Source organism: Haloarcula terrestris (assembly GCF_031624315.1).
In the GTDB taxonomy this organism is placed as follows: domain Archaea; phylum Halobacteriota; class Halobacteria; order Halobacteriales; family Haloarculaceae; genus Haloarcula; species Haloarcula terrestris.
Map to the genome: position 1 here is coordinate 252,828 of NZ_JAMQOM010000005.1, position 20,763 is coordinate 273,590.

Annotated in this window: 21 protein-coding genes and 1 pseudogene; 11 read left to right on the plus strand and 11 right to left on the minus strand. The window is 53.4% G+C overall.

Translation table 11 applies throughout. From position 1 onward, the window contains the following. Positions 1–182 precede the first annotated feature (182 nt). A complete protein-coding gene (locus NDI54_RS14205; RefSeq protein WP_310897091.1) occupies positions 183–620 on the minus strand; it encodes a hypothetical protein in 438 nt (145 codons plus the stop codon). Continuing rightward, positions 613–1,182 carry a DUF7342 family protein gene (locus tag NDI54_RS14210; protein ID WP_310897092.1) on the minus strand — a complete coding sequence of 190 codons (570 nt, stop codon included), beginning with the start codon at positions 1,180–1,182 and terminating at the stop codon, positions 613–615. The genes NDI54_RS14205 and NDI54_RS14210 overlap by 8 nt, the downstream gene beginning before the upstream one ends. A 178-nt stretch (positions 1,183–1,360) precedes the next feature. On the opposite strand from NDI54_RS14210, the gene NDI54_RS14215 reads away from it, so the two are divergent. From NDI54_RS14215 to NDI54_RS14230, 4 genes are all read left to right on the plus strand, one after another. Next, on the plus strand, positions 1,361–1,897 hold the full coding sequence (locus tag NDI54_RS14215) for a hypothetical protein (protein ID WP_310897093.1): 537 nt from the start codon (positions 1,361–1,363) through the stop codon (positions 1,895–1,897). Between the two features lie 549 nt (positions 1,898–2,446). Beyond that, positions 2,447–2,818, plus strand: coding sequence for a MarR family transcriptional regulator (locus NDI54_RS14220; protein ID WP_310897094.1), 372 nt, complete (start codon positions 2,447–2,449; stop codon positions 2,816–2,818). Further along, positions 2,815–3,168, plus strand: coding sequence for a type II toxin-antitoxin system PemK/MazF family toxin (locus tag NDI54_RS14225; protein WP_310897095.1), 354 nt, complete (start codon positions 2,815–2,817; stop codon positions 3,166–3,168). The genes NDI54_RS14220 and NDI54_RS14225 overlap by 4 nt, the downstream gene beginning before the upstream one ends. A gap of 450 nt (positions 3,169–3,618) precedes the next feature. Beyond that, the gene (locus NDI54_RS14230) at positions 3,619–3,933 is read left to right on the plus strand and encodes a hypothetical protein (protein WP_310897096.1); all 315 of its coding nucleotides are present in this window, start codon (positions 3,619–3,621) and stop codon (positions 3,931–3,933) included. A gap of 441 nt (positions 3,934–4,374) precedes the next feature. On the opposite strand, the gene NDI54_RS14235 is transcribed toward NDI54_RS14230, so the two are convergent. Then, the gene (locus tag NDI54_RS14235) at positions 4,375–4,773 is read right to left on the minus strand and encodes a hypothetical protein (RefSeq protein WP_310897097.1); all 399 of its coding nucleotides are present in this window, start codon (positions 4,771–4,773) and stop codon (positions 4,375–4,377) included. Positions 4,774–4,885: 112 nt separating this feature from the next. On the opposite strand from NDI54_RS14235, the gene NDI54_RS14240 reads away from it, so the two are divergent. The 5 genes from NDI54_RS14240 to NDI54_RS14260 all read left to right on the plus strand — a co-directional run bounded on the left by NDI54_RS14240 (position 4,886) and on the right by NDI54_RS14260 (position 10,692). Continuing rightward, entirely contained in the window at positions 4,886–6,559 is a 1,674-nt protein-coding gene (locus NDI54_RS14240; RefSeq protein WP_310897098.1) for a transposase, read from the plus strand. A 317-nt stretch (positions 6,560–6,876) separates the two neighbouring features. Next, positions 6,877–8,184 carry a tyrosine-type recombinase/integrase gene (locus tag NDI54_RS14245; RefSeq protein ID WP_310897099.1) on the plus strand — a complete coding sequence of 436 codons (1,308 nt, stop codon included), beginning with the start codon at positions 6,877–6,879 and terminating at the stop codon, positions 8,182–8,184. Positions 8,185–8,347: 163 nt separating this feature from the next. Further along, positions 8,348–9,406: a hypothetical protein gene (locus tag NDI54_RS14250; protein WP_310897100.1), complete on the plus strand. Its 1,059-nt coding sequence runs from the start codon at positions 8,348–8,350 to the stop codon at positions 9,404–9,406. Between the two features lie 139 nt (positions 9,407–9,545). Next, a complete protein-coding gene (locus tag NDI54_RS14255) occupies positions 9,546–9,716 on the plus strand; it encodes a hypothetical protein (protein ID WP_310897101.1) in 171 nt (56 codons plus the stop codon). 127 nt (positions 9,717–9,843) lie between these two features. Continuing rightward, the gene (locus NDI54_RS14260; protein ID WP_310897102.1) at positions 9,844–10,692 is read left to right on the plus strand and encodes a DUF4352 domain-containing protein; all 849 of its coding nucleotides are present in this window, start codon (positions 9,844–9,846) and stop codon (positions 10,690–10,692) included. 762 nt (positions 10,693–11,454) lie between these two features. Here NDI54_RS14260 and NDI54_RS14265 read toward each other — a convergent pair. The 8 genes from NDI54_RS14265 to NDI54_RS14300 form a co-directional block, all read right to left on the minus strand. Beyond that, complete coding sequence (locus tag NDI54_RS14265) at positions 11,455–11,712, minus strand: hypothetical protein (RefSeq protein WP_310897103.1); 258 nt, start codon at positions 11,710–11,712, stop codon at positions 11,455–11,457. 649 nt (positions 11,713–12,361) lie between these two features. Then, entirely contained in the window at positions 12,362–12,619 is a 258-nt protein-coding gene (locus NDI54_RS14270) for a DUF7389 domain-containing protein (protein WP_310897104.1), read from the minus strand. A 62-nt stretch (positions 12,620–12,681) separates the two neighbouring features. Continuing rightward, on the minus strand, positions 12,682–13,509 hold the full coding sequence (locus tag NDI54_RS14275; RefSeq protein WP_310897105.1) for an N-6 DNA methylase: 828 nt from the start codon (positions 13,507–13,509) through the stop codon (positions 12,682–12,684). A 375-nt stretch (positions 13,510–13,884) separates the two neighbouring features. Continuing rightward, positions 13,885–14,322 (minus strand): hypothetical protein, encoded by a 438-nt coding sequence (locus tag NDI54_RS14280; protein ID WP_310897106.1) that lies wholly within the window; start codon positions 14,320–14,322, stop codon positions 13,885–13,887. A 53-nt stretch (positions 14,323–14,375) separates the two neighbouring features. Beyond that, positions 14,376–15,275: a transcription initiation factor IIB gene (locus tag NDI54_RS14285; RefSeq protein ID WP_310897115.1), complete on the minus strand. Its 900-nt coding sequence runs from the start codon at positions 15,273–15,275 to the stop codon at positions 14,376–14,378. Between the two features lie 57 nt (positions 15,276–15,332). Next, positions 15,333–16,019 (minus strand): hypothetical protein, encoded by a 687-nt coding sequence (locus NDI54_RS14290; RefSeq protein WP_310897107.1) that lies wholly within the window; start codon positions 16,017–16,019, stop codon positions 15,333–15,335. 182 nt (positions 16,020–16,201) lie between these two features. After that, positions 16,202–17,764: a Mur ligase family CapB protein gene (locus tag NDI54_RS14295; RefSeq protein WP_310897108.1), complete on the minus strand. Its 1,563-nt coding sequence runs from the start codon at positions 17,762–17,764 to the stop codon at positions 16,202–16,204. Beyond that, positions 17,761–18,930: a poly-gamma-glutamate biosynthesis protein PgsC/CapC gene (locus tag NDI54_RS14300; RefSeq protein ID WP_310897109.1), complete on the minus strand. Its 1,170-nt coding sequence runs from the start codon at positions 18,928–18,930 to the stop codon at positions 17,761–17,763. Before NDI54_RS14300 ends, NDI54_RS14295 begins: the two co-directional genes overlap by 4 nt. A gap of 159 nt (positions 18,931–19,089) precedes the next feature. Between NDI54_RS14300 and NDI54_RS14305 the strand changes: the two genes are divergently transcribed. Next, positions 19,090–20,016: a poly-gamma-glutamate hydrolase family protein gene (locus NDI54_RS14305; RefSeq protein WP_310897110.1), complete on the plus strand. Its 927-nt coding sequence runs from the start codon at positions 19,090–19,092 to the stop codon at positions 20,014–20,016. A gap of 107 nt (positions 20,017–20,123) precedes the next feature. Then, positions 20,124–20,528, plus strand: a pseudogene (locus NDI54_RS14310) (IS5/IS1182 family transposase); the annotation flags it as partial. Between the last annotated feature and the right edge of the window lie 235 nt (positions 20,529–20,763).

Here is a 20,763-nt window from a genome sequence, read left to right on the forward strand (position 1 = left end):
CTCTCAATGCATACGGTCCGAATGCCACAAGGTCCAGTCAGGGTTCGTATACTAGAACTCGAATACTTGGGGTGTCGATGCGGCGATACACCGGGACGCCAGTAATCCGTCTCTCTGACCCGAATCGTATTCGGCCCGACAGCGTTCCGTAGAACCGCACACCTCGTTTCCACCCTGGCTCGTCACTCGGCCCAGAATGCCTCGATTCGTTCGTCAAGACGAGTAAGTACGGTGGCGAGCACGTCCTGCCACTCATCTGGATAGTCTTCGTCCTCGCCTGGTGTCAGCGCATCCGGGGGCCGGTGGAAGTGCTCGCGGGTATTGTGGTCATTGGGATGGCGGTCCCAGCGGCACTCCCACGAGTTCCCCGTTTGGTATTGCTCGGAGTAATGGATGCTGAAGTCATCGGTTTCGAACCATCGGATACGAAGATACGCTCGCGTGACCCCGCTTGGGAAGTACCCGATGTCATAGTCGGCGACGACGGCGTTCGGTGCATACTCAGGGCGTGCTTGGACATCGGCGAAGCGGGCGCTTCTGGAGAGATGCGGGGAAATCCGGTCGAGAATTTCAGCATCGATCGGGCCGGTACTGGACGGCCCGTCCTGGTTGTCAGGCATCGATATGACTGGGAGAACTACCAGAAGTTGAGTCATCACGCCGCGCCGCGTCGAGGAGGGTAGCTCTGCGTTCGAGCGTTTTCCACTTGGAGAGCGCTTCCCGCGCGTCTTCAGTTGCCATTTCGCGGCTGGCTTCGACGAGAGAGACGGCGTCGGGATTGTCTGCGTCGAACTGTTCTCTGTACTCCTCGATCTGTTCGATGGCGTCTGAAAGCGCCTCAACGATTTCTTGGTCGGAGTATTCGTCGCGGATGCGGTCGATACGTCGCCACTGGAAGTACGCGTCGTTGCGCTCGTACCGGACGGGGCGGCCGTCGTGACGGTGAACCAATCCCATCCCGTCGAACCACTCCAAGTAGTCGCGGGCAGTCTCAGTGTCGCAGTCAGCGAGATCGGCGATGTCGGAAACCTTCGTAGGGGTGCGAAGCCCCGTGACGATATCGAGGAGTCGCTCGCGGATCGGACCACTCTTGAGCAGCGAATCGGGCGATTCTAAACCATCGAGATCCGGCGGTGACTCGTCGCCAGCGTACGCATCGTCGGGAATATCTGTGATATCCATTCGTGACGCCTCCGTACATAATCTAACACTTGAACGGATATATATCTACTGCATGCTGAATTATTTCTGATTCAGTATTCGACGTCCTGACCCTATCGAAAAGAAACCCCGCATTCAGAAAACAGAGATTATTAGCGATTTGGAGTGAACCAGCAGTAGACAAACTGAAGGTTATCAAATGGCTCCCCCGTTGAAACTATCCTCCCGGAACCGACGTATCGCCCTCATCCTCGGTATCGTTGCGATATTCGGACTGTTTGCGGGGTGTTCGTCTTCGGATCCCGGCCAAACCGGACCCGTAACGGTCTACCTCACCAACGACGGGAACGCGACACACGAATTCTCGGTCGCCACGGTTGACGGCGAACTGGGGCAGAATGCGGTCGTCATCAATCGGCGAAACAAAAGCGTCGATTACGCATCGGCCGGGCAGGGACTTGGCAAGCACACGTACTCGCGAGACTACGGCTACGTGACTTCGCTTGAACTCCCAGCGAATCGAACCGAGGCGGTTGGCACGTACACATTAAATCCGAACGAGACGGTACAAACGAACGCCACAGAGTTCGATACTGGGGATACGCTCGTCATCGTGAACCGTCGGGAAGACCGGATCGTGACGATGATCACCGCCAATTGCAACGAGGCGAGCCTGAACTTCGTGTCCGTTACGGCGAGCCCGAATGATACTTTCGCGGGGTACTTCTGTGGGTGATTGGATTCCTCGCCCATCCTCCGCGGTTCTTTGTAACCACACACCTCTCAGCGGGTGCTTCGATTGCTTGGCAAGACAATTGGCTGTACCACGCGATTGACGAGAACGTTACTCAGGAATTTGCCGGTTGGGACGCAGACAGCTGACTGACAATACGCTGACACTGTTGAAGAAAGAAACTGGAATCGGGTAGAGAGGGACTCAATCCTGGTGAATGCGGAGTCCGAGTGGCTACACTATCGAAAATCTTCGGAATCTGGCATTATTATCACCAGTACAACATGATCGAGTGGTTGAGAGCTAATCTGAAGATGTCCTCGATCACTTAACCGTCCAAATGCACGCATTACAGCCCCGCTAAATCCGCTGTAGTCTCAACTTCCAATGCTGATAGTAGTTGAGACTGGAGCTCTCAATGTATACGTCTTCGAATCGCTTCGTGGTTGAACGTAATTACTACTAGTGACTCATACAGTATCATCGGTTTCAATATTTCATAGCTTTCAGTCCTAACACTCTTTACGGTGAGTGTCATAGATTCAATCAACGATGTCTATTGATCGAGAAACATTCGAGAACACGAGCGAGGACGAACTCGAGGAACTCTCTGTTCCAGATCAGGTCCTCGGGTTTCTCGCTGCCCACGGGGACCGTGCGTTCAAGGCGGGTGAAATCGCCTCGCAAATCGGTATCGACGAGGGCGCAGTCAGCACCGCCCTTTCACGGTTGAAAGACCGCAGTCTCGTTGAACACAAGGCGACGTACTGGGCAGTAACCGACGACACTGATCGACTCGACGGGTATAGTGGCTACGAGCGAGCGACTGCCCTGTTCAACGAGCAGGTCGGTGAAGAGGAGAAGGAATCGTGGCGTGAACACTCTCCCAGCGAGCCACATCCGAGCGAGGAGAACGAACAGTGACCGAGGAGGAAGCTTCGCCGATTTTCCACCGGGGAGATGTCGTCTACGGCGATGACCCGTTCAAAGGCGATGAAGACGCCCGACCGTGGCTGATTCTCTCAAACCACGAGGGGCGTCCGTTTCATGGCGAGCAGTATATCGCAGTGACGCTCACAACGAAATCCTGGATGGACGGGCTCATCGACATTCCCGAGGAAAGCTGGCTTCGCGGTGGAACACCAGCCGAAAGTCGAATCGTTCCGTGGGGAGTGCAATCAATCGACCACGAGGACATTGATTTCTGGCAGGGCCGTCTAGAAACCAATCTCGTTGACGAAGCGGTTGCAGCTCTTGCCGAGGAACTACGGTAGCCAGTTCTTCCAGCAATCTTTGCTTCAGAGGGACTTTCTGTAGAGCAACTCATTGCATATGCGCATGTAACAACCAGAAAGCAGATGCGTACAGGGAGAGCCGAAAATTGAGTTATATCGTGTCACCTTGGAGTGGTTTTATTCCAACTTATTGTTGTCCTATAGTACCCAAAAATATTCCCACCGATCTGCGAATATTGTAAAGAACAAGATATTTACCACCACTAAATGACAAATAGATAGATGAATCGCAGAAACGGAATTAAGATACTAAAAAAGACTCCTTGTCTATTTCAGTGATTCTATAAAATGGGAACGAAATCAAAAAACCGATTCAGTTGGGCGCTAATTATATTTGCAGTAGCATTGCTTATCATCTCTGGTTTACTCATTGATGCTCCCTCGGAGCCGACGACTAGGGCTTACACCACAGAGACGAATGAATCGCAAATGTCTTCGGATGACGAGGTAGTCCGTTACAATGACCTTTCAGCAGCGGGCCAAGACGTGTTCGACCAAGCACTCCGTGCTGATGGGATTGCCACAGTGAATCAGTCACCGCCAGATTTCGACTATCCAGATGATACAATGGACTATACCTACGTCGAAAAAAACGGGACTATATACACTATAGGCACTGGATCGAACCCATGCAGGATATGTGCCTTCGTGGAGCCACTTGGTATCGTGGCTGGGGTCGCGGGGGCCATCCTGTTACTGAGCGGAGTGTATCGACTGATAAGCAGGGAATCTGACGCTACATAGAGCTGATTATCGGTAGAGCGTCTTTTTGACGGTCTGGTTTCAATTTGGCCGCAGGTTTCGTTCACGACCAATTCTGATCAACATTAGAGCTTTTACAGCCTACGAGTTATAATCACTGCAGCGGCTACTGTCACTCATACTGCTTAGCCCCATTGGGTGCTGTATATGTTTTCTCTATCACCAGTTAGACGAATTTTTGGGCGTGTCGTGGCCGATCTCTCGTAGTGGTTACGAGTTGTGACTCTCAATGCACTGTCTTTCGACGGATCGCACAGCAGTCATACGCTGAATGGCCAGCGTATGATTCTCTACAAATATGCCAGCCACTATTGGTATTTTCGGACCTAAATCAAAATAGTAGTAGGGCTGATTGGCTCTGTTGAAATCCTATTCTTCAGATATATTTTCGCCTGAAACAGCCGGTCGATGAGAGCTGCTAACTTATCGTTTCCATCCGCTGATCTCGCCCGAATACAGTAGATACAGGAGAAGATAGAGGAAGAGAGATACCATGAATCCCCCAACGGCACTAGTTACAATTTCACTTGGTATGTTAACTTGCCCGCTAATGATCCAAACAACGACGGCAAAGGAAAGAATGGATATGGCTCTGCCGAGGGCTCCGATTTTCCGGAACCATGTTCCGACCTGTTCTCCAATTGGTGAATTTGCAAGGGGCCCCACCGAAACCAATCCGATGACGAATCCGAAAAGTAACCAGCCCCAATAAATCGTCTGTAGGTATCCTACGTTGAGTGGTATCCAGACCAGAATCAGTAGACCGATCAGAATGTCTGTCCATGTTGGAGGGCTCTCAGGAAACCATCTTCGCAGAACCATTATCTTTGGAACTAGGGGACAGAATCATAGCCTTTCTGGTCGGATTGATACACGGTTTACCTGTACTGAGCAGTAAACGGGTTCTTGAGCCTGCCGTGGCCAGCATCTCGTAGTGGTAACGAGTTGTGACTCCCAACGTAGTGTCTTTCGACGGATCGCACAGCAATCATACGCTGAGTGGCCAGCATATAATTCGACACCACTCTATGACCGAAGTTCTCTCGCTGGCCTGGAAGAAGACATTCGGACCGTTGCCTCCACATGGTTCGACCACCAAGCTCACCACTCTGTCGACGAGTTCGTGTCTCACTACCCAATAGCGTATGTCGAGTTTGGGCCACATGACCAGTATTCGGAAGCCACCCAGTATGAGATGGCCCAACTGTTCCGACTGTTTCTGCTCAAAGAAATCCATGGCTGGACCCATGAAACGGCACTTCTCACCTACCTCACCCACCATCCTGACCTCCGTGAACAACTAGGCTTGGAGACAGTCCCAGACCAGTCGACGCTGTGGCGCAGTTGGCACGAACGATTCACTACAGAGCTTCGCGAGACAATTGAGACTGCTGCGCGGACGGTTCTGATCAAAACCCAGGACGAGGGTGTTGCTGTTCCGCAAGAACCAGAACGGCAGCTTCCATTTCAGCGTGACGAGGAAGAATCAGACACGGGTGACCAAGCCGTTCTCGACGAATCAGCACCGATTACGAACCACATCAGCCGCATCGTCTTCCCAGCCCTCTCGTTAGATCGTGGTGATGGTTGTGAAATCCACGAGAACGCGTATTGGGGCTTACAAACGCATCTCGGGCTTCGAGAACGGTTGGCTGCTAACGAAGGAGCTCGCAGTTTCGTCTACGAGTCGACCCGTGACCGGACACCGCTGGGTCACGCTCATCGCGAGCACATTCGTGATCTCTCTATCGAGCAGATTAGAGAGATGTACCGGCGAGCCGCGAATCGATTACTGGATGAAGTCGCAGAGACGGAGGAGTTCTTCCGAGCTGGTATCGTCGCTATCGATATTACTGAAGCAGACCCGTTCACAGGCGACAGAACCGGGCACGAAGATGAGATTATCGGCACGAAGGAGAAGACCGACGAGTATGCCTACCAGTGGGCGACGGTCCAGCTGGTCGGCAACGCCGTTCCAATCGTGCTGGATGCGCGCCCGGTCCGAAAGGGAGAGACTCGCAAGGAAATCGTCGAAGACTTGCTCAACTCTGCCGAGGACCTCGTTCACGTCGATAACGTGCTGATGGACCGGGAGTTCGACAGCCAGCACATTCTGGAGATGATTAGCCAGCGCGGACTGTCGTACGTCGTGCCGAAGCGGATGCAAACCAGTGAGAAAGCCCAGGCAAAGCGGTTGCTCCGACGTGATCAAAACCGGTACGAGACCGACCGCAAGCTCCATCTCGGGAAGAACGAGTGGCACGAGACAACGCTGATCTACCGACGGAAGGAGGACTCTGAGCACGAGGACTATCGACAGTACTCGGTATTCATGTCGAACCGCGGCAGTGGATTCCTCACCGAGTATGGATATCGCTGGGAGATTGAGAGCGGCTATAGGTCGATCAAGCGGTTCATGGCTGCCACCACGTCAAAAGATTTCGGGCTTAGATTCTTTTATTTCGCGTTTGCGTGCCTGCTGTATTCGATTTGGCGAGCAGTGGATCTGCTCGTGCAGGTCGAGTTGACTGGTGAGTACGAACACTCGCCAATTGTGACAGCCGACAACACGCTGACGTTGCTGAAGAAGGAGACAGGAATCGGGTAGCAATGTGCTTGGTTCGGGTTAGCGCGGTGTTTGAGTGGCTACACTGCTGGAAGTCTCGAAATTTGCCCATTTGATTGGCTATGTCCCAAGAATAGCCATCTGGAGAGTGATTTGAGGCAGTTCTCGCGGTCTGAATCGGCTAAAAACACGCATTACAGACCCTCTAAACATACTGTAGTCTCAACTTCCATCTATGGACATTCCATACAGCGATATGCAGTTTAAAGCAATATTTGCCAGATCACCGTAGAGCCATAAGTCTGGCTTGGGTCTGCTGTGGCAACAGAATTATCAGTTCTTAGTGTGTTTAGCTCTGTATGCCGAAATCGGCTGACTCAGATTCAGAACCCGGAAAGCACGACTCTTCCCCCGGGATCGAGCGGACGAAGCCGTGGCACTCGGCCGACGACGTGCCCTGGACGCTGCTCACCGAGCCCCAGCTCGCCGATGCCTACGAGGCCGTGGTTGTCCCGGCGCTGCGACGGGACGGCCACGAACCAGAGACCGACCGGCCATCGTACGAGTGGCTCTCGAACAACGGCTTCCGCGGACTCACGTACGCGCTGAAAGAGTACCACGACACCACCTTCGCTACGTTCTGGTCAGAGACCTTGGGGTACGACACCGAATCCAGTGGCTACGACTGGGATATCGAACACGACGAGACACGCGAGTCCTTTCAGGAGTATCTGGACGCCAAGCAAGCAGCGGCTGACGACTGGACGGACAGCACTCGCGAGACCATACGATATCGACTCGCACGCTACGCTCGCTCCTACGGAGAGCGTCACGGGACCGACGATCTTCTCTCGCCCGTCGACGCCGACAGCGACATCACGGAGACCGAGGCCGTCGACCGCTGCCGAGAGACTTTCGCCTACATGTCGAATGAGTACGCTGAATCAACCATTGCACGCGTACACGATGCAATCCGCACATGGTATGGCTGGCTTGTGGAGCGCCGTGTAGCGACTGTCAACCCGACTAACGGCGCTGAGGATTGGTTCTCGTGGACTCGCTCCTCGGACACCGACCCCGTCGCCCTCGATCCCGAGCACGTCCGGGCGATGTTCGACGCGGCAATCGCCAGCCGCGACCGAATGCTCGTTGTCGCACTCGCGGGCTGGGGACTCCGCGCCGGCGAAGTCGCAGCGCTGCACCAAGGCCAGCTCTATCTGGATGCCGATGAACCGTACATCCAGTTCGACGAGCGAAAGAACGGTCCGGGAACCGTCGCCATTGTCTTAGGCGAAGATGTCGCCCGCCGGCACGTTTCTCGGGTGGATGGCTACCTGTTCCCCTCGGAGCGCTCGAAAACCGGCCACGTCGACGGGACGACAATCGCCGGCTGGTTTCACGACCTCGCCGACAAGGCCGGGGTTCCCGAGGAGATCGACGGCGTTGCCCGGAAGCCCCACATGGGCCGACGCTTCTGGTACGATGCCTACTCACAGACGACTGAGGACCTGCTGAAACACGTGCAGGATATCGCCGACGAGCAGGGCAGCGCGAGCGCGAAGGTGGTGTTCGAGGATTATCTGACTGACGAGCGAAAGCGAGAACTCCGCCGTGAGTTCATGCGAGAGAAATTGAGTACGGCGTTCGGCAGTGAGAATGGTGTCTAATTGTGGCTGCAAATCAAGTTCTGTGCTTTGACAGCCTAATTCTGACAATCTCGTATCAACACGAACACGTCGAATAGAACCATCCCAAAATACCAACAGTCCAGTTATACCAAGAGTATGATCTGACCAGTAGCTTTTAATATTAGGAAAGGCAAATCTAAATGTGAGACCTAATATCGATATTCCGTGGTCAATTCATGGAAGAATCAAGGAGCACGCAGAACACACTGACCAGACTATAGAAGAAGCCTACATCGATACACTAGAAAAAGGTGTTAGAGAGCTTCCAGACCAACCAGATAACGTGAGGCTTCCTGAAGCAGGTTACAACGACTTCGGCCCGCGGTTCATTCGATCGCAAGGGGCCGAATCGCAGCATATCAATAATTCCATCACCTGCCACCCGTTCCTGCATTTCGGTCAGAATGCGATGCAGTTCCGAACGCGGACCGAAGATATGACTTTGGAGGATTTTACAGATAGACTTGCAAGACTACACAACGTCGGTCGATTGGACAGAGCTTGGTTCACAGTTCATCAACTCGGCGGAGCGCTCGTAGGACGTGGGCCGTCGAATCTGGTGACAGCGATTGAGGAGGCAGATGATGTTTTCGCCGAAGAGGAAATACCGACATACAAAAACGGCCATCTGCTATACCTTGCAAATCTCCCATATGAAAGCGAATATCTTCTAATTCGGGCAGAAATGCCCAATACCACCCATAACAAGCGAGTCCTATCAAGAGTCGAACTACGATTTATAACTGAAGGAATCCCAGTGACTGGAGATCTGTATCGGCGGCTGGCGAACGCATTAGGGTTTACCGAACTGTTCAACGCCACGGAACTGTCGTTGCCACAGACGGGCTTCAAGTCACAGAATGACAGTTCGCCGAACGTTGTTGAGAAGATAACAACGGCGGAGGAAGGCTACGATGACCCAAGCGTTACCGGACTGATTGTAGAGAATCCGCTGCAAGACAATCAGGAAACGCTCTCGTACCTCAAAAATCAACTTACAGGGCCAGAGGATTCCCTTTCAGAAGCCGAGAGGTATATCAACGTCTTAGCCAACTACGACGAGCTGTACTGCGAATTAACCCACAACCACGGACTGTCGAAAGACTATGACTACAAGTTCAATGGGCTGTCGGCTACGTACATCAAACCGCTATTCAACCGAAATAGTCCCTGGAATATCTCATTAAATATGGAATGGTGAGCCTGATAGCATCATAATCAACACTACTCCTCGTCACCCAGGACTCCACAAGCGCCGGGAGAACACGGACAATCCCGATGAGATGCAGTGTTACTGGACGGTCTCGGGAACCCCCCGTAAGACAGGGCGTGGCGAGACGATGCTCTTCAGCGACGGCTCGGAAATCTGGGGGACCGCGACGATCACCGAGGTCGAGGACGGCAAAATCTGGTTCACGCCGATCCGGACGGCGGATGGGCTGAGTTTCGACCTGCCGATCGACCCGCAGACGCGTGGCTTTCCGTACATCACCGAGGAGATGGTGGAGTGATTTTCAGTGCTCCAGTTTCCTAGAATTCTTATCAGTTCATTAAAACGTACATTCTTTACAGACGACATTTTAACTATCAGGGGATTCGACAGTTGGACACATGTCAATAGCTGCCAAAATTCCTGGAATGGCGCCTGGTTCGTTGATTCGCAACATACTCGTGGCGCTCGTGTATCTGTTCACCTTCCCGATCTGGTTGACGCTGTCTCCGTTTATTGTCGGAATCTTCGTCTGGCGCAACAGCTACGGCTGGGCCGAGACACTCGACGCGCTTCCGGGGATCGGCAGCGACGGCGGGCTCGTAGCCGGCGCACTCGCCTTCGTCTATATTGTCGTCATCTTCGCAGTGCTGGGGGCGGCGTTCGGTGGTGGCGGTGGCGGCGGCGAGCAATCCGCGACTCAGGCCTCTGACGGCCAGGCCGATGCGGGCGGCGCTGCGACGACGCCAGCACCGGCGACCGAAACGGCGGCGGCCACGTCGGCTCCTGCATCCACCGAAACGCCCGAACCAACACCAGAGCCGACGCCCACGCCGGAACCAACGCCGACGCCGGATGATACCAGTCACGAAGTTGGCGAGACGTTCACTGTCGGGAGCGGCGACCAGACCATCGAGTACACCATTACGGACGTTCGCACCACGGACGCTATCGGTGGAGAGTTCGGTGTCGAAGCCGACGGCGAGTTCGTCGTGGTCGAGATCGAACTCACTAACCGCGCTACCGAGTCCTTTACCATCAGTTCCAACCTGTTCACACTGGTCGACAGCCAGGATCGAGAGTACGATGTGGACACGGACGGCGTCACGTATGCCGAAGACAGCATCATCTTCGAGCAAGTCAACCCTGATGTGTCGATGACTGGCGTTATCGTCTTCGACGTACCGGCGGATCAACAGGGGCGGACGCTCCGAATCGAACCGGCGGGCCTGTTCTCGTCGGCCGACGCGCACACGGTGACGCTGACTGAAAACTAAAAGCAACCCGGCACTCCTCGGGGGCGTCGATTGCGACCATCTCTGGGCCGATTGCGACGAATAACTGGGACTATTTTGTTAGGCGTACTTGATGCCATAGGCGATAAGGACAATAGGGATACCACCGCGTATCACGTAGTCTTTCACCCATAGCACAAGCACCATCGGACCTGCATCGAGCAGTGACGGAGGATTTAGAGGGAATAGCCCTGGCCAGAGAACGACGAGTAATACGAAACCCAGTAGCATCGACACCAGCCCTAACCACTGTACAACCCCTCGACCGTTGTTCACGGACATGTCTATCAGTTCGTGTATGACATGTAAAATAATATCGTCTAGTAGCTATCTGGATAGCTATTTGAAAATTTCTCCGACTCGCTAACCAACATAAAGGCAGAAACCGGGCAGATTGTTGGTTAGTGTGTTGGTGCCGCGAAGCGGCCCTCTTTACGGCCAGGACCACTCGGATGCTACACAATGATTACTCAATCTGATATTCTAGATGATTTGGAAGAGCTAACTGGTTTTCGCGGCGGCCAAGAAGGAAAGCGACGGATGCGGATGCTCGTATCACGTATGCAAACCCATCGAGATACCGATACTGACGAATGACCGGTACGGTTGAGTCTTTGCCGGTCGAACTCAGCAGCCTGAAAAATCAGAGGACCCGGACCTCCGTTGTGCCACAAGCTCCTTTGTTGAGCGTACCTCTGACACTACCTCTCACACGATTGCAAGACAAATAGCTTATCATAACAATCAGTCACTTGTCGCCCATGTCGCCCAGCATTCCGCGTCACAGAATACCGGCCGATAGAATATCGGCCCTGTCGAGCTGCTGACCCGAACCCAAGCCCCGATGTGTTCCGTGTCGACGGGAACCGGCTCGCCACACGCCTCGCAGGCCTTCGTTGCCCCATCCTGATACCCTTGAACCGTCCGTTCGGCCTCAACCTTGACGATCGTCCCCTCATCGCTACTCGGTGGGCTATCGAGCCCCTCGGCTGATGCGTGCATAGCTGAGAGGTAGGTCGGCAAGTGGATATACGCCAGCCTACCGGCCTGAAAGTGAAAGTGCCGGCCCAATCCGGCACCGGGATGGGGTGGTGGGGTGGGGGTGGAGACACAGACACCTGAATGTGGAACCAGAGGGGTGTCTGTAGTTACACCTTCTCCAGTCCCGAGTATGAAAATGATGGCTAGTGTTCGGACTCTTGACACACTTGCCGAGAACTCAGCCTTCCACACTGAAAGTGAGAGTGCCGGAGGAATCCGGCACCGAATGGGGTTTGGGGGGTGAAGTATACAGACACCGAAAGTGGATTCAGAGGGGTTGGTGTCTGTGACTGGATTCGTTTCTTCTCGGCTATCAACCTTCTGGCCTACGTATCAGTCTTCGAATGTTTTTGTGGCCACTATCGGTGAGGTTCACCAGTTCACCAACATAAACACCTTTTCGACCCGTATGTTGGTTAAATTGCTACCACATCAGCTAGAGCAACAGTAGTGAAGACGTGTATTCGATTTTCCAGCGACATCTGGTGTGCTTCGGACCTATTCTTGGCACATTTACGGAGTTGAGGCCGCCCACGGTGTCAACCTCGATACTAACCGTCCTCGACGACCGGCAGTACTCTTGCTCGGGCCAAAAGCGAAAGCGTAGGCTCTATTTGTCGACTTCCTCGGGCTGAATATCCCGAAGGCGCCCACTGACTTTCGCCTCGTACTCCGCTAAAAGCTTGTAGAACTCTTCAATCGTCTCCTCGGCAGTCCTCCCTTTCGCCTTGATCGTCACACTGTCTTCGTCTCGTGTTCCGTTTCCTCGCTTTAACCGGGCTTCCATGCTACTCCCAATATCTGTTCGTTCGACCGTTTCAACCGCACCTGGAGCCGCTGCTGACTCTCTATCTGGTTCACTTGACATAGTTTTTTCAGGACGCTCTCATTAGAACGCCCCTCACCCGACTGGGGCACACAAAACAGCCGTTAATCGCTGCTGTCGAACGCACCCAGACTGGCCTGTTCACTCGGAACAGACATCCCAACGGGAGGTGTTCGATCTTCCATGCCCGTGTCTGTCCCCTGATCTGGACTGCGCTGGTTGTCTCCCTCAACCGTGTTCTCGAATGCGTCGGTCACCCACTCGTGAAGCTCCTCGACCTCCTCACCGTCTAGCTCGCGAACGCTCCCACCCAGCGAAGAGTACGAGGTCTGCCACGCCCCCTGGAACTCGACAGTCAGTGAGTCGCCCTGGATAACGTAGGCGTCCAGGTTCAAGAAACAACAGTTCAGCGCCGTCATTCGGGCACATAATGGATCCTTGTCTTGCCCGACAAACAGTGCTTCTGGCTGTTTCCGACCAGCGACCAGTAGCATCCGACCGCTCCCACAGGTCGGGTCAAGAACCGTCTGCCGGTCCTCGGTATCGTTACTTTCGTTTACAACGCCGGCGATCTCAGCCATTGTCTTGCAGACAGTGTGTGGCGTAAAGTGCTGGCCGAAGGCATCGCTCGACATTCCATACTCCTCGTAGACCGCACCCAGAATGTCAGCACTGGTGACTGCCATCCGTTCTTGCAGCTGGCCGAACGCTTTCGAGAAGAGGTCGACGGACCGCTGCCCATGTGGATGGTCCATATCACCGCGATCACGATAGTTATCGACGATTTCCAGATATGGGTCGTCTCGATTCTGAAGCGCGAATAACATGAGTTTGACCCAGTCTCGAAACACGGTGTGGGCGCTGTGCCCGCGCTGGTGAATCTGCTCAAGCGTTTCAACAATCCCGTCGACATCAAGCTGTGGAGAAGCCATGCTCTCTCAGCCACCAGAGAGTCACAAATCGAGCCGACCAGTTATCGTCACTCCAGAGTTCTACTCGTTGCTTGATCTGGTCAATACATCAACATAGGGCCCATCAAAAATTCTAAGACAAGCGTCCTACTTCCTTCAATATGGCACAGTGTAATCTCTGCGGACAACAATGGAACCAACCGGATATTGAGCGTATCTGCGACCATTTTGAAGAAGAACACGGATTTTTTCAAGACTAATACACAGTATCATACAACCCTTCATGGGGTGTTATTTTCAACTAAAATAGTTTGAATCAGATGAGCGGTACGCAGGCCTACCGAGCAGCTGCTTCAATCGCCTTCACAAGTAATGAATCCGTATTCACAACAGCTGCTATAGATTGTAGAGGTCCTCAACCGAGCGGCGGTAGTAGTCTTGATCGGAGTCCTGAACAGCGTCAGTTTCATCGGAGCGCTTCGCAACGACGCTGGCGAACTCTTTCGGAGGCTTCCAGTTGCCCTCTGTCTCCCGTGCTTCCCACTCTTGGACGAGAGCGTGCTCACCGTCAGCAGTGACATATAGAGTACGAATCCCCGGCTGCTCGCTGAGTGGCCCTTCAAGCAATTTCGCAGTTCGGGTATCAACTACCCATTCAAGCAGGAGACCAGCCCGCCACTGAATGGCATACAGTTTGACCTCACCGTTGTCGGGAGATTCTATACGACCGTTGTCAGCCCACGATTGTGGCAGCGATTGATTCGTGGTTTTGTCTGTCCATCGCCACTTTCGCTCTTTCGATCCATGCTTTCCACGTCGGTAGCCACTGCTCATTGTTGGATTTCTCTCAGCTACCCGAGAAGCACAAAACAGCCCGTCGCGAGAGGTCACTCAGCCATGTGCTTCTCGATGTGCTGGAACCACAGACGGATCGTCTTTGTATGCAAATCCACCGTCTCACTTATCATCGCTTGCGTGAGTCGGGTATCTGACTCCCGGCCAGCAAGGTAAAGAGCGCCGGCTGCGATACCGTCTGGTCGCCCGTTGATCTCGGCGGACTCGGTTGCCTGCTCTGCCAGTTCGAGTGCCCGCTGACGAATGTCCGGAGCAATGTCGAAGGGGAGGTCTGAACAAATCCTCGCCACCCAGTCGACCGGGAGCGATACTGGGATCGGAAGTTCGAGTTCCACCAAGAACGTCCGGTAACAATTCCAGATATGTGAGTCTGAACACCGTGCAACCGTAGCCACTGTCTCCATCCTCACCAGGCCATTGCATCGGCAGGCAGCGTAGACCGCGGCCGCTGCACCGCCCTCAATCGACCGTCCGATTAGGAGGTTCTTGTCCTGGGCTTTCCGGAAGAGCGTGGATGCCTGCTGTTTGACCGCTTTGGTTTCAGACAGCGCACTTGCAATGCGTCGGATTTCACCGAGTCCATGGGCAAGATTCCGGTCGCGCTTGCTATCGAACTTTGCCCGACCGTGAAGCCACCGCTGGCGAGCAAGCCGTTGACGCCGTCTCGGAGAAATATCTGCGCTATCGACTCGCCCGATATTCGTCGACAGGCCTCGGTCGTGGCGAGTGGCCGTCCGGGGCGCTCCCGTCCGCTTCTGTTCCTCCTTATCGTACGTCCGCCACTCTGGCCTGCGGTCGATCTGGTCTTGTTCGGTCACCAGGCCACAGTTCTCACAGTGCGTTTCTCGGCCACTGCTATCGAGCGTGCCGCCACACTTGGGACAACTCGGCGTAGCTGTAGACAACTCTGTCTGGACAGTTTGCGAAGATATGTTTCGAGACATGCTCTCATCTGACCGGAGGATCAGAAAACACGCTACGGCGTCCGATTAGGCGTTTGGCAGTTTTCCATCCGGTCGGGGGACTCGGTCGGCTTCAATCTCGATCTCGACCCGGCGACGGTGTTTGCATCGCTCGGCGACATCGGGACAACTGCACGTCTCCTCAAGCACATCCACCTTGTACCAACTGTCCGACGCCGAATGGACCTCGTAGCGACCGGGCTTTGCGAGGAAGGAAACGTCGATGTCTTCCTGCTTCGCTCGCTTCGTACGTGGTTCATCCCCGGAATTGACAGCCAAGGGCTCCTCAGCTGGACTCGTGACACTGCCGTCGTCAAACCGAACCTGCATGACTCCGCCATCAGCGACTGCTTTGCGGGGTTCGTCGTCGACGTGCAGCCCAAACTGGTCGTCTAGAGCGGCGTCGTCCACCCACTGCGGGATGGGTCGCTCGCCGGTCGCGAAGGCGACTCGCTTCTGGTGCTTGCACTCCTCGCTGGGATTGTACTGCTTCCACTTGCACTCACAACTCCCTATTCGAGTGTCGACAAGGTACTCTGAGCCGGACCCGGAGTTGACCAGGAAGAGGTCGTCGGCGTTTCGTGCCCGACCAATTGAGTCTAACACGGTCATCACTTCGGTCAGCGCCCGAACGGTACGGCTGTTCGGGCCAGCCTCCTCTAGTTCGCTCTCGTCGATGCTGCTGGCGTCGCTACGGGATTCTGTGGTAGCCATGAATGATAGGCGGAACGCCCTCTGTGGGACGCCCCTCACCACGCTGGGGCGCAGAAAATTTGGCGACTAGAGTCTGTTAAAGGGTGATTCTATTCTCGGACAGGAGTGGTCAGTACAGGAGATATCTATAACATAGTAAGATCCGTGCATATACACTAACCAGTGGCCCGTTCGAATGAGCATTAATCAGAACTCTGAATGGCTATTTGCTTGGCACGTTCAGTTATTTCATCTTCCATCCGTCGCATGAATTCATCAACTGTGTTTCCCATCAGAAGCACGGGGTAATCAGTCCTGAGCATCTCTTCAAGCACTTTTCCTGCATCTTCACTGCGGTCGTGTTCTATTACAGGCACATCAACATTTGATGCGAATACACTCGTGAATGCGCCACCAACACGGGCACGCTCAATCAGATCTCGATTGGCGAGCGTGTTCAGATACTTCGCAAATGATGCAGTGCGGCTCCTACGATCTGCTCGCAAATACACAAATGGCAGTACGTAATTGTCTCCGGCCAACTCTTGCCGAATTGCCTCTGTGCTCTCGATATCATTGATTTCTGCCCCGTTGAACACCCGTCCACCGGGAAGAGTCACCCACCGTGGCTGGATTGAATCCAAGTAGGCGTTCAATTGTTCGTCGGGAACCGGTTCCATATCTAACAACCGAAGCACGTCGTTCGTTGCGTACACTGTTTCCGCACCGATCCGGCCCACTTGATCATCCGGAATCGTTACCTGCGTCATCTCACCACCTTGTTGTTCGATTTCTTTACGCATGTAGTCCGCGAGCACAGGATTCTGTTCCCCGTTGACGACTTTTGTCCCCGGTGGAATTGTCCGAGCGAAAGCCCGTGCAATCTCACGGGGTGTCTTTCCGAGTGTATCTTGATGATCTTGCCGTACGTTTGCAATGACGACAATATGGGGCTTGACAAATTGCTCGTTAATCAGACGGGTAGTGTATTCGGTAATTCCTTGATTTTCAAAGATTGCGACATCTTCTGGAGTGTATGCGCTGAGCTGGGCTCCGAATTCTCGAAGCACCCTGATATTCTCGTATAGTGTCGTGTGAGGGCCTTTGCGATCGACAGCAATGACATCACGGTTGCGAATAAGCACCGGTTGATTGCCAGTGATTTTTGTCAATACATCGTATCCACGACGATTAAACACGTCGTCGAGACGGCGAACAGTCGATGATTTTCCACGGATCCCCGAGACAACGATGCGGGTATCGATATCATTGAGAAAGCGTCGATGCCTTTTCCCTCGGGTGAACAGTTTTTTTAGTGCCCCCCGAACCTCCGACATCCCGACTAAGAAGGGATCCAGCTCGACTGTGTCCTCAGCGCCAGCATAATAGATCGGTGTTGCACCGATTGCCAGTTCTCGGAACCGAGTAGCCGCTTCCATGGCCTTCTCTCTCGTGGTATATGTGAAGCTGGGTTCAGCCAGGCTGGTACCATCTTGTTTCAATGACCATTCAAAAACATCTATTGAGTCATTCCCTCGGATGTGTAATCTAGAGTTGGAGCCGTTTTGATTCTCCCCGTCGTACTCGAACTCGTCAATGTCTTCTATCGTGGCGACTGCATCTCGAACACTATTGATTGCGGTTCGAGCAGCCTTCGAACTGTCGTACTGGTGTGGTGAAATGCCAAGGCAAATTTCAGCGTCGTATAACTGCCAGAGCCAGCCGTCGACAGTTTTGACAACCTCGAAAGAACCTTGCTCGATCATCGTTCATCACTCCCGGAGAGAATCGATGCTTCGAACACTTCTTCGTGGTCAGGTCGATCAACAGTGTAGTACTCGACAAAGAGGAAACAAACTACGGTAATAGCCACACCAACGAGAATCTCCACGGGGCCGAATTGTTGTGGAATACCTCTTGGGAGAATCTGCCCTGTCGCCCGAACAATCAGGAGCAAGAATGTGAATGTCCCGAGTGTCAGTGGAACATATAGTTTGCGCTTGCTGGTGGGAGTTGTATGCCAATTGTACGCGTTGATCCCTGCAAGTATTCCGACAAAATAGGCAGATAAACCTCGTGTAATCGGGAGTGCCATTACAAGCGGCACTGTCGAAAGTAGCGCAAATGCTGTCGTGATTGAAATAAGAACACGCCCGTATAGCAGGGTGATCTGATGGACAAGCTGGAGGAATATGAACGCGGTGACGAGGACAATGACATAGAGTGCAATCAGCCATTGGCTAGCAAGCGCGTAAATCGCTAACAAGGCGGTCGAAATGAGTCCAATCCGAATACCGTACCTGGCCCGGACACGTTCCGAAATCCCGAGACCAATCAGAAAGATGAGTATTGTACTGGGACGAGAGAGAATCGTGGGTTCCAACTCAGTTGCAACTGCGGCATTCTTAAACACAGCAACATCCGACGTTGACGTATAGAGGGCTGGGGGTGTTAGTTCTCCGAGAACCGGAGCTAGTTCTGGAGTAACCAGGAACCAGCCAAGTGTCGTCAGTCCACTGAACAGTAGAATCGTCGCGATAAGGTCGTCTGTTCGGTACTGTGGTTTGAGCTGATGGTAATTGAATGCAGCCAAGCCAGGGAGAATACTACCAATAAATACCACCTCTCGAAGCGACTCTGGAAAGACGGCACCAATTGTCAGAAAGATCAGCAGTGGAATCCCGCTGCCGATACCCATCGCGACGAGTAGTTCGTCTCGTCCATAAATGAGTGTGCGTTGTTTTACGATAGAGAGGCCAAGATATGCGAGGATGGTGCTGAAAAAGAAAACTGGAAGCATAAACGCATTTTTGAGCGTGTACACAGCTAACACGGGAATAGCGATTGTGCCGCCTAGTCGGTACCCGAATAGTTGTGTTATCGTACCAACAAGTACAAGTCCAAGTGCAGTAACGACGACTGGTACAATCACCGTTACCCTCTCATGATAACACAAGGGTGTTGTAATAATCAGGTTAGAAATAGATAATCTGTGGATAATACTACATTTTCGCTGGGATACCCTCACCTAAGTATCATTGTTGATATTTGACCACAATGCGTATACTACCGATTAAATTGTTCAAAGGTGATGCGCAAAATCACCAGAAGGACAGTCCTAACAGGGGTCGGTAGTGTTGCACTTGGAACTGGGGCAGTTATCACAAATGCTAAATCAAACAACGGATCCACCAGTGATGATACGACTGTGCGAATAAAAAAAGACGACAGCATCGCTACTTCTGAACGATGCCGTCTCCCCCAAGCAACAATTGACGCTGCTGGTCTCGAACCAGGCCATCAAGTAAGGCTCAGTTACGACGGTGCACCAGCAGTATTTACCGTTGATAGCTCGGACGACAAGTTTGGTTACGTCAGTTCCGGCGGGCGTGACCGTCTGGGAGTGAGTGGAGGGAGTTTTGAGGTCAATATTGATCCGATGGTCGTTGACCCGTCTCTCGACGAAAAGACCGCTGCAGAAGAAGGGGGCTTCCTTGAAGGGCTAACCGACCACGGAACGTCAGATTTGATTGCACTCGCACCGCACGGTGGGTATATCGAATGGGGAACCGATTCACAAGCCAGGCATATCTCGGACCAACTGGAAGCTACTGCTTGGTATAGTGCTGGCTGGTGGCCGGGTGGGGGCGCATACCGACGGTGGCACGTTACCTCGACTGACATCCATCCAAGGTCCTTCCCAGTGCTGGATGATATCTCTGACCGGGGATTCGACTACGCAGTGAGCTTCCATGGCTGGTCGGAGTCCCACGTGGCTGTAGGTGGCGGCGCGCCAGACGGACTTCGTGAAGATATCCGTGATGGCATCTCTGATATCGTTGATTGTGAGGTACGGCTGGCTTCCGAGGGCCCACGTGATGGCGATTCACCAGAGAATATCGTGAATTGGTTGACGGCCTCAGGTAGCGATGGGGTACAGATTGAACAACCGTGGTCGGTTAGAGAGAATCATACTATCGGTGTTGCTGATACCGTTGTTGACATATTCAATGAATAGTCGTAGCCGTTCTGTACCTGGGAGGATATCATTTAAAAACTAACTCTATATATTTGGCTCTATTGAACTCCTCAGAGAGTTACAGATCCGCCTGATAGTCTGATCGGATGCAAGCCCTCCCGAAGTCACGACTGCTCCAGTTCGTTGAGCAGGCATTTCATTTGGCCCGACGAGCTGTCTCTCGATATTCTTCGAAGCTCTCGAAACGACGGTACACGCTCCACCAGCACATCGTCTTGCTCTGTCTCAAGGTTCGGAAGAATACGACGTACCGGACGCTTCTTGACGTACTTATCGAGATGCCCCGGATTCGAAGAGCAATTGAACTTGAGGAACTACCGTCTCCTTCGACGTTGTGTAAGGCGTTCAATCGGCTAGATATGGCGGTTTGGCGCGTTCTGCTCAACCTCTCGGTCACACTCCTCCCGACTAACGGTGTCGTCGGGGTTGACGCATCAGGCTTTGACCGCAGTCGCGCCTCGAAACACTACACAAAGAGAACAAAACTCAGTCCTCACAAAGCATCGCCAGTTAACCGGACCTGAGTCACCTATTGGTTGGGATGGGTCGTCGATAGTGGTCGGAGAACCCTAATCGAGGGCAGAGCTGCCGCGTCGGCGGCTTATCGCCGCCGACAGCGGCAGCGTTGCCACTGAGGAGGTGGTGTCCTCGGTCAGTGACTACCGGTCGAACCGGTCGTCCGGTGGCCGGTTTGCGGGGACGGCCCGACGCATTGCGAGGGCCGTC